This is a genomic window from Candidatus Palauibacter sp., from assembly GCF_965216145.1.
Taxonomy (GTDB): Bacteria; Gemmatimonadota; Gemmatimonadetes; order Palauibacterales; family Palauibacteraceae; genus Palauibacter.
On record NZ_OZ244149.1, the window covers coordinates 2,615,544 to 2,630,128 of the forward strand.

Consider the following 14,585-nt stretch of genomic DNA (forward strand, 5'->3'; position numbering starts at 1 on the left):
GAGATCTTTAGCCTGCCCGCGGGGACGGGCGTCCGCCCAACTCGTTCTTTTCCCAAAGCTGACCCAGGCTGTAATCCTCCAACCAGCTTCCGAGCCTCTCTGGGTCAAGTCTCGTGAGGGTCGTCGCGCCCTCCACGCGGTCGGCCACCAGCACATCTTCCGGCTCGAAGTGGTCCAATAGGAACGGCGACTGCGTTGCCACAACGATCTGGGAATCGACAGACGCTTGCTTCAGCAGGGAAGCCAGTAGCTTTACGGCGGTTGGATGCAAACCTAGTTCTGGCTCATCCAAGAGGATCAGGGAAGGCCGCAGTGACAGAGGCTGCAGGAGCACAGTGGCTAGCGCAATGAACCTGAGCGATCCGTCGGAGAGGGACGACGCATCGAAATACGCGTCTGACCCGACATGTCGCCACTCGAGACGAATCTTATCCTCGTTCAGAGCTAGAGGTTCAAGCTGAAAGTCCTCTAGGAAAGGCGCGACAAGGCGAACCGTCTGCCGAATCAGATCGTAATCTCTTCGGTGTCGGCTCCTGAGAAGGTACAGGAATGGTGCGAGATTCGAGCCATCGCGGCGCAAGTGACGGTTATCATGGATATCGGCGGTTTTCTTGATTGGCGACGTGGAACTGGTGTCATGGAAGTGGTATCTCCGCCAGTCCTCAAGCCTGTTCCGGAAGGAATCGAGAAGCGGCGCCGCTCCTGATCGCGCGTTCAAATGATGGTTGGCGAAGTCCTTCGTTTGATTGGCGACCGGGACGGACGCCCCCGGGTTCAGCTGATCGCCACCACCGTGCCGCATCCTGATCTTGTAGTCACCCTCGACATCCTGGAACTTGATTTGGAACTCGATCCTAGTCGTCACCTTTGACCCAAAATGAAGAAGACGATCCGCACCGCCGGCACGCTGCACGTATCCGAAGGCACGGCCGTCGATCAAGCACAACCGCATCAGCTCGCACGCATCGAGGAAGTTGGACTTGCCCGACCCGTTGGCGCCGATCAGGACGTTGAGAGATCGCAGCGGCAGATCCCGTAGCGCCTTGAAGCTCTTGAATCCCTCGATTGCGACTGCCCGAATCCCAGACATGGCTTGACTCGTTCAAAAACCAAACGCCATCGATCGTTCCCCAAACGCCTCGTGGACTCGACCGACGATCCGTATCATGTGACTGACGGGTCAAGATAGGCGAAGGGGCGGCGAAGCGGCACGGGCAAGCGACACCGAGCGGAGTCCTTCGGAAGATCGCCTGTCCCGGGCAAGTCTCCTAATAGGCACTTTGGCAACTCGCACGTAACGATGAAGATTCGGATTCTCTCGAGAGACGACATCGAACGGGCCGTGGACGCGGCGGCGGCCGTGGACGCGATGCGGGTCGCGTTCGGGGAGTTGTCCGCCGGCCGAGCCGTGGTGCCCGTGCGGGGGCACGTCGAGAGCGCACGCGGGATCACGCTGCTCATGCCGGCGTTCCTCGGCGCCTCGCGGGGGCTCGGGGCGAAGATCGTGTCCATATTCCCCGACAATCCGGCCGTGGGCCAGCCGCCGATTCAGGGGGCCGTCATCCTCCTCGATGCGGAGACGGGACGGGCCCGCGCCCTCCTCGACGGGACATCGCTGACCGAGATCCGGACCGCGGCGGGGAGCGGCCTCGCCACCGAGTTGCTCGCGGATCCGGCGGCTGATGTCCTCGCCGTGTTCGGCGCGGGAGCGCAGGGGCGGGCCCATATCGAACTCCTGGCGGCGACGCGGCTACTCAGGGAGATCCGCATCGTCTCGGTCCCGCCCGAGGGCGCCGAGTCGCTGGCGGCGGTGCTCACGGCAAGGGCCGAGACGCTGGTCCCGCCCGGGGGCGGCCCTCCGCCCCGGGTCCGCGCGGCCGCCACCCCGGCCGAGGCGCTGGACGGCGCGAAGCTCGTCGTCACCGCCACGACGAGCGAGACGCCCGTCTTCTCCCCCGAACACCTCGAGCGCGGGGCCCACGTGAACGCCATTGGCGCCTTCCAGCCGCACACGCGCGAGATTCCGGGAGAAGTCGTCGCCCGCGCGCGGGTCGTCGTGGACCAGCAGGAAGCGATCTGGGAGGAAGCCGGCGACCTCATCATCCCCGTGGAGGAAGGCCTCGTCGGACGGGACGTGATCCACGCCGAACTGGGAGAGATCGTGAACGGGGACGCCGCCGGCGGCCACGCCGGCTTCGACTTCACCCTCTTCGAGTCGGTGGGGAACGCCGCTCAGGACGTGGCGATCGCCGAGGCCGCCCTCGCCCGGGCCGAAGCGCTCGGCCTCGGCTCCGTCGTCCCCTTCTGAAGCCCCCTTCTGAGACCGTAAACGTCCGGGGGTTGAACCTCGGAGGCCTGCGTCGCAATGACTGAAGCGACGTTCCACGGCGCGCTGGTGTGGGTCGCGTTCGCGCTGGCCGTCGTGACCTTCGCGATTCTGCTGCGCCTGAAGGCGCCCTACGGCCGCCACTACTCGGGGAGCGGCTGGGGACCAGACATCCCGAACAGGGTCGGCTGGATCGTCATGGAACTCCCGGCGCCAGCCCTCTTCGCCGTCGTCTACTTCATGGGAGAGTCGGCCGGGGCGCCCCTCCCCCTGATCTTCCTCGGCCTGTGGCAGTTCCACTATCTGCATCGAACCTTCGTCCATCCCCTCCGTACGCGGACGGCGGGGAAGAGGATGCCAGTCGTCGTGGCGGCCTCCGCCTTCACCTTCAACGTGACCAACGCGTATGTGAACGCGCGCTGGGTCTCGGAGATCGGCACGTACGATCTCGGGTGGCTGGGGGATCCGCGCTTCCTGGCCGGAGTGATGGTCTTCGTCGTCGGCTTCGCCATCAACAACCATTCCGACAACATCCTGCTCGGACTGAGGAAACCCGGCGACACCGGCTATTCGATCCCGCACGGCGGCGTCTTTCGCTACGTTTCCTGTCCCAACTACTTCGGGGAGCTTCTGGAATGGGCCGGCTGGGCGCTGGCGACGTGGTCGCTCGCCGGACTGGCCTTCTTCGTCTACACGGCGGCGAACCTCGTGCCGAGAGCGCTCAACCACCACGAGTGGTACAGGGCGCGCTTCGAAGACTATCCCGACGACCGAAAGGCCGTAATCCCCGGGCTGCTCTGACCAGGCGCGCAGCACACTCCCATCCATCGTTGACATGTGGCGCACATGAAATCATGTTACGTGCATGGCAAAGATGCTGCAGATTCGCAACGTGCCGGATGACACTCACCGCCGGTTGAAGTCCCGCGCCGCCCTCGCGGGCACGTCGATGTCGGACTACGTCCTGCGGGAGATCCGACACTCGCTCGAGAAGCCCACCCGTGAAGAGTTGTTCGCGCGGATCGCCCAGCTCCCGCCGATCGAGCTTGATCCACCGGTGAGTGACGTCCTGCGGGAAGAGCGGGAGAAGCGCTGAGTCGGTGTGAGGGTTGTTCTCGACGCATCCGTCGTCATCGAACTTGTCCTGGGTACGGAGCCCGGCGTCCAGATCCGGGACAGGGTGGCCGATCCCCGGATCTCGCTGCACAGCCCCGAACTCGTCGACCTCGAAGTCCTGAACGTCCTGCGGCGCTACGAGCGGACGGGAACCGTCTCGCCGGACCGCGTCGCGGAGGCGTTCCGTAACCTGCTCGATCTCGATCTCGTGCGGCACGGCCACGGCGTGCTGCTGGAGAGAGTCTGGGCGCGCCGCCGCAACCTCACGGCGTACGACGCCGCATACGTCGCGCTGGCCGAAATCCTCGACGCTCCGCTACTGACCACGGACGGACGGCTGGCTAGAGTTCCGCGGCTCCCGATTGCCGTCGAGGTCTTCGCCCCCTCCATCCCAGGTTCGCCCACCTGATCCGAACCTCCGGGATCGACTTGGCCATTCCTGATCGTCAGGAGCGTCCCGGAGCCGGGATCCCGTAGCGCTCCAGCGTCTGCTTCACCGTCGGGCGGCCCAGGCGGACGCGGTCATCGTCCAGCAGGTAGGAGAACAGGTAGCCCGCGCCCAGCATGAGGATCCCGATGAGGAAGCAGTACATCACCGCCCGGTCGGGGTAGGAGTCCTTCAGATACCCGACGTACAGCGGGCCGCAGATCCCCGCCGCGGCCCACGCCGTGAGGATCGCGCCGTAGACCTTCGACATGATGCGCGGGCCGTAGACGTCGAGGATGAAGGAGGGCATGGTCGCGAACCCGCCCCCGAAGCAGAGCAGCACGTAGCACACGAGCGCCGAGAACAACCACGGGTTGGACTCGGTCATGAGGACGCCGAACACGACCATCTGGCTCGCGAGGAGGATCCTGAACACAGCCACCCGCCCGATGCGGTCGGACAGCCAGGCCCACAGGATCCGTCCCAGTCCGTTGCACACGGAACTCGCGGCGATGAGCGTCGCCCCGTACTCCGCCAGGACCACCGGTTCGATGCCGGGATCGGCCAGCCCCCACACCTCCTGCAGGAGCTCGGACTGGAAGCTGATCACCGAGATGCCGGCGGCGATGTTGAAGAAGAACACGATCCAGATGATGACGAACTGGCTCGTACGCAGGTACTTGCCCACGCTCCCGGGCTTCTTCCACGCCGCCACCTGGGCGGCGGGCGGGTCGTCGATCACCATGCTGCTGGGGATCAGGATGCAGGCGAAGACGATCCCCAGCCACAGGAAGACCTGCGCGAGATCCCCCTCCGTCTGCAGGACCAACAGCGGCGCGAGACCCTTGCTCAGGAGGAGCGCGCCGATGCCGAAGCCCATGACGACGATGCCCGTGACCAGCCCCTTGCGGTCGGGAAACCACTTCGCGGCCGTCGTGACGGGCGTCACGTACCCCATGCCGATCCCCGCCCCGCCGACGACGCCATAGCCGAGGTAGAAGAGCAGAATCGAGTCCAGGCGCAGCGCGAAGCTCGCGATGATGTATCCGCTCGCGAACATGGTGCTTCCGATCAGCGCGAGACGCCGGGGTCCTACCTTGGGCAGCAGTTGGCCGGCCCAGGCCGCCGACATGCCGAGCGAGAAGATCGCGATGCAGAAGGCGAGCGAGCCCTGGGTGAAGGTCCAGCCGGACTGCCGGACGAGCATCGTCTGGAAGAAGCTCCAGGCGTACACGGTGCCGAAGCACACCTGCAGGACCGTGCAGAAGAAGGCGATCACGGCCCTGGGCGCCCGCCTTCTTTCCGCAGTCACCTCAGTCGGCTCCCGACCCCGGGTCGGGCACCGTGCCGTGGCGCGTCTCCCCCCCCGTCGCGTGCAGCATGAGGCGGGCCATCTCCCCGATCTCGTCGTCGCGCGCCAGGATCTTCGCCTCCGTCGCCTCGTCTCCGTCGCGCCTGAGCCAGCCCGACGACGTATGCGAGGAGGTCCTCCAACGGGGTGACGGCGAGCTTCACGAACCAGATCGAGCCCGAGGATGCCGACGTATGAGAATGATGCAGATGAGATAGATCTGCTGGCCGGTGGCCCTCTGGATCTTGAGCCGCACCACGTCGAGGTCCATCCCCACGTGGACCGTGCCCGCCACTCCGGCCAGGATCGGGCTTCCGACCTCGACGAAGTCCCCCATCCCGGACAGGCTGCGCTCGACCGGCTCGGTCGCGAACGGGTCGCTCTCGCGGATCACCTGCGGGGACGCCGGGGACGAAGGTATGGGCGAGGATCTCGCCGGTGTCGCTCGTGATGTAGATGTACCGGATGCTCTGGATCTCAACGAACTGGTCGATGAGCGACTGCAGCGTGGCGAGGTTCCGGTTCAGGAGGATGTCGACGCTCGAATCGGCGATGTTCTTTGCGATGTTCGCGCTGTTGCTCTCGTACTCCTGCGACAACTGGCTGGAGACTGTTCGGATGGAGAGCGTGGATGTCGAGAACACGATCGCCCCGAACAGCACGAAGATGCCGAAGCGCGTCTTGCGGAAGAGTTTCCGGATCCGGATGTCGTGCGGCTCGGGCTGCGTCACGCGAACTTGGCTTCCCAGTCGCTGAGGGTGACGAAGCGGCCGTCCTCGACGACCGTGTAGTAGACGGACTGGAGTCCCTGCCGCCGTTCGGGCCCGAATGACACCCGCTCGCCGATCCCCAGATCGTAGTTGCGCACCGAGAAGACCGCGTCGTTCAGCTTCCCGCGCTCCGGCGTGCCGTCGATGCGCCGCAGGATCTCGGCCAGCAGCTTCGCATCCAGGTAGCCCTCGAGGCTCACGAAGCTGTTGGGGAAGGCGTCGTACGATTCCTTGACGAGTTCCTCCGGCACCCGCGGGTCGTAGCGCGCCATCAGCTCGCGGTACTCGGGCACGGCCGGAATCGAAGTGTCCTCGTAGCTGGGCACGACCTGCGAGTTCACGAGCCACGGCGTGTAGTACGCCGGATCATCCTCGTTCGCGTCCATGAGCAGCTGCAGCAGGTTCTCGCTCCCAACGAATGAGAGGTTGGCGATGGGCACGTGCAGTCCCAGATCCATCGCGTCGCGGGCGAAGGCGGCGCACGCCGCGTAGGCGCCCACGCAGATCACCGCGTCGGGGGAGGCCTCCTGCAGGATCTCGACCTGCGCCCTCATCACGGAGGTGAACTGCGTTCCCCGGCTGTAGGTCGCCTCGCCGGCGATCGTTTCGCCATGCCGGGCCAGCGCCGCCCGCACCCCGGCCCACCCGCTGCGTCCGTACGCATCCGCCTGATAGAAGACCGCGATCCGCCGTCGCCCGATGCGGACGAAGTTGTCCACGAGGCCGGCCGTCTCCTGGCCGTAGGAGGCGCGCAGGTTGAAGGCGAACTCGCCGTAGGGCGGCTCCCGCTGCGGTTGCGCGCCCGTGAAGGGGAAGAAGATGTACATCTGCTGGTCCTGGAACTTCTTCAGCAGCGGCAGCACGCGGGTGACGGTCGGCGTGCCCACGTAGCCGAACAGGAGGAACACCTCGTCCTCCAGCATCAGCTTGAGCGTGTTCTCCACGCACGGGTCGGGCTGGTAGCCGTCGTCGTAGAGCTTGAGCACGATGCGGCGCCCGTTGACGCCCCCCCGTTCGTTGACCTGACCGAAACAGGCCATGGCGCCGCGGTAGAGTTCGGTGCCGAGTCCGCGTGACGGGCCGGAGAACGCCGCCGATACGCCGAGGACGATCTCGTCGTCCGGCTGGCGGGAGCGTCGTCCGCTCCAGCGCAGGCCGGGCGCGAGCGGGCGGGTGGCGGCGGAGAGCGACGACGCGAAAGGTGCCCCGAGGAGTCCCGCGACGCCGGCACGGACCACGGAGCGACGCGTCAGCGGCCCGCCGGCCGGGGGCGGGCTCTCGCCGTCCGGGTCCGGCGGTCGGCGGGGAGATTCCTTCCCGCTGTCTCGTCCGGACACGCTGGTCTCCCTGAGTCCGTCGATTCCCACCCGCATAGCGCAGACCCGCCTGTCATGATCATCGACCGAACCGGCAACGGAGTTTATTCCGAAACAGATTCATGTTCAACCGGGCGGCGCCGAACGCCGTCGGCGCGCGGTCGATCCCGGGCCGTGGAGTCGATAGGTTGCCCCCATAACTCGGCGGTTCGTCGTCTCCATGAGGTCCATCATGTCCAACCTTCCCGGTCTCGAATCCGGTCGCGACTCATATGGCGCCCGCGCCTCGCTGGACGCCCCCGGAGGCCCGATCGCGATCCGCGCCCTGCGGACGGTCGCCGCCGCCACGGGGAGCGACCTCTCGCGCCTGCCCTTCTCGATCAAGGTCGTGCTCGAGAACCTCCTCCGGCACGAAGACGGCCAGTCCGTGACGGCCGACGACATCGCCGCCATCGCGGGCTGGGATGCGCAGGCGACGCCCGGGAGGGAGATCTCCTTCCGGCCGGCGCGCGTCCTGCTGCAGGACTTCACCGGGGTTCCCGCCGTGGTGGACCTGGCGGCGATGCGCGACGCGATGGCCGACCTCGGAGGCGACCCGGCCTCGATCAATCCGCTCATGCCGTGCGAACTCGTCATCGACCACTCGGTGCAGGTCGACTCGTTCGGGACGCCGCGCTCGCTCTTCATCAACTCCGAGCGGGAGTTCGAGCGGAACCACGAGCGCTACGCCTTCCTGCGCTGGGGCCAGACGGCGTTCGACAACTTCAAGGTCGTGCCGCCCGAGACGGGGATCGTGCACCAGGTGAACCTCGAGTACCTGGCGCGCGTCGTGTTCGACGAGACGACCGGGGGCGGGCGGGTGGCCTATCCGGACACGGTGGTGGGCACGGACAGCCACACGACGATGATCAACGGCCTCGGCGTGCTCGGCTGGGGGGTGGGCGGCATCGAGGCCGAGGCCGCGATGCTGGGTCAGCCGCTTTCCATGCTGGTGCCGCGGGTGCTCGGGTTCCGGCTGCACGGCGCGCTCCCCGAGGGGGCGACGGCGACGGATCTCGTGCTTCGGGTGACGGAGGTCCTGCGCGGGACGGGGGTCGTCGGGAAGTTCGTCGAGTTCTACGGGCCCGGTCTCGCGGGGCTCTCGCTCGCCGACCGGGCCACGCTGGGCAACATGTCCCCCGAGTTCGGCTCCACCTGCGCCATCTTCCCGATCGACGTCGAGACGCTCTCCTACCTCCGCTTCACGGGCCGCGCGGAGGCTCACGTCGCGCTCGTCGAGGCGTACGCCCGGGCGCAGGGTCTCTTCCACGACGCGGACACCCCGCCGCCGGAGTACAGCGATCACGTGGAGCTCGATCTCTCCACGGTCGAGCCGGCGATCGCGGGCCCGAAGCTGCCGCAGCAGCGGGTGCCGCTGTCCGAGAGCAAGCCGCGTTTCCTGAACGCGCTCGAGACGCTGAAGGGCCCCGGCGCCGGGGGTGGCGCCAGCGCGTCGGCGGCGGGCTGGTCGGACGGGGCGGGGGAGGGCGGCGTGGCCATCGCCGAGGCGCCGGCGGGCGTGGCCGTGCGGCTCACGAACGAGCAGGGGGAGGCGCACGAGTTCTCGCTCCACGACGGCTCCGTGGTCATCGCGGCGATCACCAGCTGCACGAACACCTCGAACCCATCGGTCATGGTGGGGGCGGGCCTCCTGGCCCGGAACGCCGTCGAGTCGGGCCTCGAGCAGTGTCCATGGGTGAAGACGAGCCTCGCTCCGGGCTCGATGGTCGTGACCGAGTACCTCAACGAGGCCGGCCTCATGCCGTACTTCGAGCAGCTCGGCTTCCACGTGGTGGGGTACGGCTGCACGACCTGCATCGGGAACAGCGGACCGCTCCCGGCCGAGGTCTCGAGCGCGATCCGCGAGAACGATCTCGTCGCCTGCTCCGTCCTCTCCGGCAACCGCAACTTCGAGGGCCGCATCAGCCCCGATTCCCGCGCCAGCTACCTCGCTTCGCCACCCCTCGTGGTCGCGTACGCGCTGGCGGGCCGGATGGACATCGACCTCTACGCCGAGCCGCTGGGGACGAACGACCGCGGCGAGGAGGTCTTCCTGCGCGACATCTGGCCCAGCCAGGACGAGATCAACGAAACCGTCCGCAACTCCGTGAAGACGGAGATGTTCCGGGCCAAGTACTCGGAGGTGTACGCGGGGGACAAGCGCTGGAACGCGCTCGACATCCCCACGGGGGACCGCTTCGCCTGGGACGAGGTCTCGACGTACGTGCGGCAGCCCACCTTCTTCGCCGGCATGTCTCGGGAGGCGTCCGAGCCCCCGGACATCGAGGACGCGCGCTGCCTCGCCCTGCTCGGCGACTCGGTGACGACGGACCACATCTCGCCCGCAGGCTCCATCGCCATGAAATCGCCGGCCGGAGACTACCTCCGCGCGCACGGGGTCGCCCTGCGCGACTTCAACTCGTACGGGGCCCGGCGCGGGAACCACGAGGTGATGATGCGGGGGACGTTCGCGAACATCCGCCTCAGGAACCTGATGGTGCCGGGCGTCGAGGGCGGCTTCACCGTCCACGTTCCGAGCGGTGAACAGCTGTCGATCTTCGACGCGGCCATGCGCTATCGCGAGGAGGGGACGCCCACGATCGTCATCGGCGGCGCGCTCTACGGTTCGGGATCGAGCCGCGACTGGGCGGCCAAGGGCCCGTTCCTCCTGGGCGTGAGGGCGGTGATCGCCGTCAGCTACGAGCGCATCCACCGTTCGAACCTCATCGGCATGGGGATCCTGCCCCTCCAGTTCCGGGATGGGGAGACCGCCGGGAGCCTGGGTCTCACCGGCAACGAGACGTTCCGCATCAGCGGGATCGCCGATGGGCTGCGGCCGAAGGACCTGATCTCGGTGACGGCGAGTTCGGACGACGGGTCGGAGACGCGCTTCGAGGCGATCGCCCGGCTCGATACCGAGGTCGAGGTGGACTACTACCGCAACGGCGGGATCCTGCAGACCGTCCTCCGCCAGCAACTGGAAGCGTAGCGTGCCCCGTCGTCCCGGGGGCGTTCCCGCGACCGCGACTCGCTGATGGATCCGGCGCTGGCCGTCCTCCTTCTCTCGTCGATCGCCGCGGCCATGTCGACGGCCGGGGTGCTCCCCCTCGTGCGCAGGCCGCATGTCCCTCGTCTCACGATCGGCTGGGCGCACGCGCTCGCCGCCGGCGCGATGCTGGGCGCGGCGTTCGTCCTCATGACCGCGACCCTGGACCGGAATCTCGATGTCGCCGCTCTGGGCACGCTGCTCGGGATCGCCTTCGTCCGCTTCACGCACATGGCCTCGGGAACCGAGGACCTCGATCTGGACCGCGTGGACGAGTCGAGTGAGACGTACGGGTACAAGGTGCTGCTCGTGAACGCGTTTCACTCCGCGTCGGAGGGGGTCGCGATCGGGGCGGCCGTCATGGTCAGCCTCCCGTTCGGCGTGTTCGTCGCGCTCTCCATGGCGGTGCACAACGTGCCCGAGGCGACCGCCCTGGCCGCCGTGCTGCGCGCGCGCGGCGTGCGTCTGCGGCACGCCGCCGGCCTCGCCGTGGTGAGCAACGTCCCCCAGATCCTGATGGCGGTCGTCGCCGTCGCCCTCATTCAGGCGGCCCCCTCGCTCCTGCCGTGGGCGCTGGGGTTCGCGTTCGGGGCGCTCGTCTACCTCGTACTGGCCGAGCACCTGCCCGAGTCGTACCGCAAGGCGGGCCCCACGACGATCGCGCTCGTCACCATCGTCGCCATGGGGATGGTCGTCCTCATCGGTGGCGGCAGCGGGGGCTGAGGACTCATGGAACCGTGGGTCGTCGTCGGCATCTACGGGCTCATCACGGCGCTCGCGACAGGGCTGGGCGCGATCCCGTTCGCCTTCGTGCGCAACGTGTCGCCGCGGGCCGTCGCGGTCTCGAACGCGCTCGCCGCCGGGCTCATGCTCGGGGCCAGCTTCGGCCTCGTGGCCGAGGGGACGGCGCACGGGAGCTGGCAGACGCTGCTCGGCGCGGTGATAGGCGTCGGGTTCATCCTCGTCGCGCAGCGGGCGCTGGAAGGACACGACCTCGAGATCGGTTCCGTCCGCGGGGCCGACGCGCGGCAGATGGCGCTCGTGGTCATCGTCATGACCGTCCACTCCTTCTCGGAGGGGGTGGCGGTCGGTGTCTCCTTCGGGGGCGGGGTGACGCTGGCGACCGTGATCACCGTGGCGATCGCGGTGCACAACATCCCCGAGGGGCTGGCGATCAGCGCCGTGCTGCGGCCGCGCGGCGTCTCGGTGTGGAAGTGCGCGGGCTGGAGCATCTTCTCGTCGCTCCCGCAGCCGCTGATGGCGGTGCCGGCGTTCCTCTTCGTCGAGGTGTTCCGGCCGGCGCTACCTTACGGGATCGGGTTCGCGGCGGGCGCCATGGTGTTCATGGTGCTGGTCGAACTCCTGCCCGAGGCCTACGAAACCGAGAGAAAACCGGCCGTGGCGCTGCTCGTGAGCCTCACGCTCGTGGGCATGGTCCTCTTCCAGCGCGCGCTTGGCTGAGGCCGGCGCCGACGCGCCAGCTACCGGTAGCGGAAGACCTTCCAGACCATCTGGGGGTCGCCCTCCCTTATCTGGTGACGGATGCTGACGGGGATGCCCTCGGAGTTGTCCAGGAGGTAGTAGTGGTTCCCTCCGAGATTGGCGTCGCCGTGAATCTCCGAACCACTCCCCACCCGAAACTCGTACCATGGCCCGAAGGCCTGCCATGTGTTGGCTATGTACGGGTTCCGGTACTCGTCGAAACTGCTTCGATCGTCAAGTGCGAAGGCGATCATCCAATCGAGCCGCGACTCCACCGGATCCCAATCGGGAATCACCTCCCTCATGCGGTCGACCAGACCCGGCCCGTGGCGGACATCGCCCCAGGCGCCCCACCTGACCCAATGGTATCCGTACCAGCCCCCGGCGGCCCCGTCGAAGACTCTCCGAATCGACTCGCCGTAGGGCTGGCCGTGCTGGTTGATCAATCGCTGAACCAAAAACCGGAGGTACGGATGGCTCTCGCTGTACCCGGCGGCAAAGTCGCCGGTGTACGGAAGCCGAAGATACGAGCCTCTGATGGGGCGGTTGGGGTCGACGTTTGCGTCCAGCGGCAGTCCGGCCCGCAGGCGAAGCTCTTCGTCGGCGAAGAGGTTGGCCATGCCCTCGTCGCTCCAGTTGGTGCTGAAGCGCTGGTAGTTGTATTGCTGCCACGCGTGAGCGAATTCGTGCGCCATCAGACCGAGATACCACCTGTTGTCGTCCGCCCCCGAGGGGGCGTGGCCGAAGTAGATGACGCCCAGGCGCAGGTCACCGTCGATGTTGTGGACGAAGAGCCCGGTGTCCCGGGACTGCCGGTGGTACAGCACCAGCATCTGCCCGCTCTCCGCGTTCGTCCTGGGCGGTTCCGGACCGAAGATCGTCTTGTAGAGGTCCTGGACCTCGGACTCCGCGAGCCGCTGGAACAGCGAGTCCATTTCCGCCTGTCGGCTCGGTTTGTTGCTCCACACGATATCCGTGTCGGCAACGAACACGGCCAGCACCACGTTCGGCTCGTACAGGCCCATCACCCGATATGTACCTCTCCGGCCGTCCATGGTGTCGTACTCGAACTCCTCCCCCACCTCCAGCGGCGTCGTCGCCGCCCGCCCATCCGCCACGGGGAGCCCTGACCCCGGTCCCGACCAGGCGCGGATTTCGTCCCGGCGTTCCGCATGGCGGGCAGCCTCCGGACGGCGTACCCGCGCGTACCGTGCGACGGGCTCCGCACCGCTGCTGTCCTGCATGGTCCAGAAGTACAAGTCGCCGCCGCTGTACCGTAGCTGTTCGGCAGTCGCGCTCGCCTCGTCGATGTAGGTTCGATCCACGGCGGCCAACGCGTACCCGGCACCCCTCTGCCCGGCGATCCGAATGCACACATCGCCGCCCTCGAAGCGAGCCGTCTCGCCCACCCCCAGGTGCGCCACGGGACCCTTGAGCCGGTGTACGGCCAGGTCCAGATCCTGACCCGCCCGTAACTCCGCGCCCAGAATCCGCAACGTGCCGCTCCCGACGTGTGCGCCGCTGCACTCGCTCCCGGCGAGAGGCGACTGGCGCAGGACCACTGCGGCGCTATCCCCGGTTGTTCTCAGCAGCGGGTCACCGTCGACCTGGAGGAACGGAAGCGGTATGCGGTCGACCGCGTAGCCCAAGAGCGTAATGGCGTCGTCGTCGGGCCACGACTCCTGACGGATCCCGTAGATAATGGGTGATGGCGGCGCCACCCGGACGGAAACCGTCTGCCGCTGTTCGATGCCGGGCGCCCAGGCTTCTATTGTCAGAAACCCGGGGTTTGCCACATCGATCGCGAGGCCGGGAGGGGCGGCCAGCCGCCGTACGGTGCCCACGGGGTGCTCGCTTAACCAAGGTACGCTTCCGGCGACCTCGAAGGACCACGAATCACCGTAGCGCTGGTTCGCCAACAGCACGAGCGTCGTGTCAAGGCGGTGAATCTCGACCTCGCCGGGAGCTACCAGCGGTGGATGCAGGCCCGTGGCGGCGACGCGGGCGGACAGGCCTTCGGCCACAGTGACGTTCAGCGACTGCGGGCCCGCGCTGTCGCCGAGCGTCCACACGGTGGACGCGAGACCCTCCCGGTCCGTGGACACCGTCGTAGCGGACACCGCGCCGTTCCCCTCGGCGGGCGTGAAGGTGACGACTTCACCGGCGATCGCATGGCCGCCGGAATCCGCCACCATCGCCACGATGGGCTCGGACAGCGCGGAGTCCGCCATTCCGGACTGATTGTCCCCCGACACAATGCTGACGCTGGCGGGAATCTGGTCCACGGTCGCGCGGGCGGTCGCACTCAGGCTCTGGAAGGCAGCCGTGATGGTGGCGGTTCCCTCGGCCACCGCCGTGACTGTCCCGTCCCGAACGAGGGCGATGGATTCGTTGCTGCTGGTCCAGGTCGGCGTTGCGTTGAAGCTGTCCCCGTACTGGTCCCGGATGAGCGCCGTCAACTGCTCCGTCTCTCCGATGTAGGAAAGGGAGATCGACTCCGGATCAAGCGCAATGGATGTCGCCACTGGCGGTGGAGGCGGGGGCGGCGGGGGCCTGGGCCCAACAGAGTCATCGCCGCCTCCGCAGCTCATCGTACCGGTCAGCGAAGCGACGGAAGCGCTCGCGGCCAGCAGTAGGGGGATTCTCCTCCGCGCGGAGCCTCGTTTCGCTTGACCAGGGGTTCGCGCCGCCGTATCGCGGACATCCATCGGC

13 protein-coding genes are annotated in these 14,585 nt (G+C 67.4%); 8 read left to right on the plus strand and 5 right to left on the minus strand.

The annotated features are described in order from the left end of the window. Positions 1-7 precede the first annotated feature (7 nt). Positions 8-1,090: an AAA family ATPase gene (locus tag ACOOHF_RS11025; RefSeq protein WP_420461732.1), complete on the minus strand. Its 1,083-nt coding sequence runs from the start codon at positions 1,088-1,090 to the stop codon at positions 8-10. Between the two features lie 210 nt (positions 1,091-1,300). Between ACOOHF_RS11025 and ACOOHF_RS11030 the strand changes: the two genes are divergently transcribed. The 4 genes from ACOOHF_RS11030 (at position 1,301) to ACOOHF_RS11045 (ending at position 3,851) form a co-directional block, all read left to right on the plus strand. Next, positions 1,301-2,308: an ornithine cyclodeaminase family protein gene (locus ACOOHF_RS11030; protein WP_420461733.1), complete on the plus strand. Its 1,008-nt coding sequence runs from the start codon at positions 1,301-1,303 to the stop codon at positions 2,306-2,308. A 57-nt stretch (positions 2,309-2,365) separates the two neighbouring features. Next, on the plus strand, positions 2,366-3,127 hold the full coding sequence (locus ACOOHF_RS11035) for a DUF1295 domain-containing protein (protein ID WP_420461734.1): 762 nt from the start codon (positions 2,366-2,368) through the stop codon (positions 3,125-3,127). 64 nt (positions 3,128-3,191) lie between these two features. Next, positions 3,192-3,422: a FitA-like ribbon-helix-helix domain-containing protein gene (locus tag ACOOHF_RS11040; RefSeq protein ID WP_420461735.1), complete on the plus strand. Its 231-nt coding sequence runs from the start codon at positions 3,192-3,194 to the stop codon at positions 3,420-3,422. Between the two features lie 6 nt (positions 3,423-3,428). Beyond that, positions 3,429-3,851: a type II toxin-antitoxin system VapC family toxin gene (locus ACOOHF_RS11045; protein WP_420461736.1), complete on the plus strand. Its 423-nt coding sequence runs from the start codon at positions 3,429-3,431 to the stop codon at positions 3,849-3,851. A 37-nt stretch (positions 3,852-3,888) separates the two neighbouring features. On the opposite strand, the gene ACOOHF_RS11050 is transcribed toward ACOOHF_RS11045, so the two are convergent. Further along, the gene (locus tag ACOOHF_RS11050; RefSeq protein WP_420461737.1) at positions 3,889-5,181 is read right to left on the minus strand and encodes an OFA family MFS transporter; all 1,293 of its coding nucleotides are present in this window, start codon (positions 5,179-5,181) and stop codon (positions 3,889-3,891) included. Positions 5,182-5,380: 199 nt separating this feature from the next. Beyond that, positions 5,381-5,614, minus strand: coding sequence for a hypothetical protein (locus tag ACOOHF_RS11055; protein ID WP_420461738.1), 234 nt, complete (start codon positions 5,612-5,614; stop codon positions 5,381-5,383). Between the two features lie 25 nt (positions 5,615-5,639). Between ACOOHF_RS11055 and ACOOHF_RS11060 the strand changes: the two genes are divergently transcribed. After that, a complete protein-coding gene (locus ACOOHF_RS11060; RefSeq protein WP_420461739.1) occupies positions 5,640-6,011 on the plus strand; it encodes a hypothetical protein in 372 nt (123 codons plus the stop codon). Here the strand turns inward: ACOOHF_RS11060 and ACOOHF_RS11065 are convergent. Then, entirely contained in the window at positions 5,948-7,327 is a 1,380-nt protein-coding gene (locus tag ACOOHF_RS11065) for an ABC transporter substrate-binding protein (RefSeq protein WP_420461740.1), read from the minus strand. The genes ACOOHF_RS11060 and ACOOHF_RS11065 overlap by 64 nt on opposite strands. A gap of 211 nt (positions 7,328-7,538) precedes the next feature. On the opposite strand from ACOOHF_RS11065, the gene acnA reads away from it, so the two are divergent. From acnA to ACOOHF_RS11080, 3 genes are read left to right on the plus strand one after another with little or no spacing between them, the layout of a single operon-like run. Next, positions 7,539-10,334 carry an aconitate hydratase AcnA gene (gene acnA, locus ACOOHF_RS11070; protein ID WP_420461741.1) on the plus strand — a complete coding sequence of 932 codons (2,796 nt, stop codon included), beginning with the start codon at positions 7,539-7,541 and terminating at the stop codon, positions 10,332-10,334. A 45-nt stretch (positions 10,335-10,379) separates the two neighbouring features. Then, complete coding sequence (locus tag ACOOHF_RS11075) at positions 10,380-11,114, plus strand: ZIP family metal transporter (RefSeq protein ID WP_420461742.1); 735 nt, start codon at positions 10,380-10,382, stop codon at positions 11,112-11,114. A 6-nt stretch (positions 11,115-11,120) separates the two neighbouring features. Then, positions 11,121-11,852, plus strand: coding sequence for a ZIP family metal transporter (locus ACOOHF_RS11080; protein WP_420461743.1), 732 nt, complete (start codon positions 11,121-11,123; stop codon positions 11,850-11,852). Positions 11,853-11,872: 20 nt separating this feature from the next. Here the strand turns inward: ACOOHF_RS11080 and ACOOHF_RS11085 are convergent, their stop codons facing one another. Further along, a complete protein-coding gene (locus ACOOHF_RS11085) occupies positions 11,873-14,581 on the minus strand; it encodes an Ig-like domain-containing protein (protein WP_420461744.1) in 2,709 nt (902 codons plus the stop codon). Between the last annotated feature and the right edge of the window lie 4 nt (positions 14,582-14,585).

What these genes read in the sequence shown, in the direction of transcription:
- ACOOHF_RS11085 (WP_420461744.1), bottom strand. Translation starts at nt 14,581, where the DNA reads ATGGATGTCCGCGATACGGCGGCGCGAACCCCTGGTCAAGCGAAACGA.
- ACOOHF_RS11025 (WP_420461732.1), bottom strand. Translation starts at nt 1,090, where the DNA reads ATGTCTGGGATTCGGGCAGTCGCAATCGAGGGATTCAAGAGCTTCAAG.
- ACOOHF_RS11075 (WP_420461742.1), top strand. Translation starts at nt 10,380, where the DNA reads ATGGATCCGGCGCTGGCCGTCCTCCTTCTCTCGTCGATCGCCGCGGCC.
- ACOOHF_RS11035 (WP_420461734.1), top strand. Translation starts at nt 2,366, where the DNA reads ATGACTGAAGCGACGTTCCACGGCGCGCTGGTGTGGGTCGCGTTCGCG.
- ACOOHF_RS11080 (WP_420461743.1), top strand. Translation starts at nt 11,121, where the DNA reads ATGGAACCGTGGGTCGTCGTCGGCATCTACGGGCTCATCACGGCGCTC.
- acnA (WP_420461741.1), top strand. Translation starts at nt 7,539, where the DNA reads ATGTCCAACCTTCCCGGTCTCGAATCCGGTCGCGACTCATATGGCGCC.
- ACOOHF_RS11060 (WP_420461739.1), top strand. Translation starts at nt 5,640, where the DNA reads ATGGGCGAGGATCTCGCCGGTGTCGCTCGTGATGTAGATGTACCGGAT.
- ACOOHF_RS11040 (WP_420461735.1), top strand. Translation starts at nt 3,192, where the DNA reads ATGGCAAAGATGCTGCAGATTCGCAACGTGCCGGATGACACTCACCGC.
- ACOOHF_RS11030 (WP_420461733.1), top strand. Translation starts at nt 1,301, where the DNA reads ATGAAGATTCGGATTCTCTCGAGAGACGACATCGAACGGGCCGTGGAC.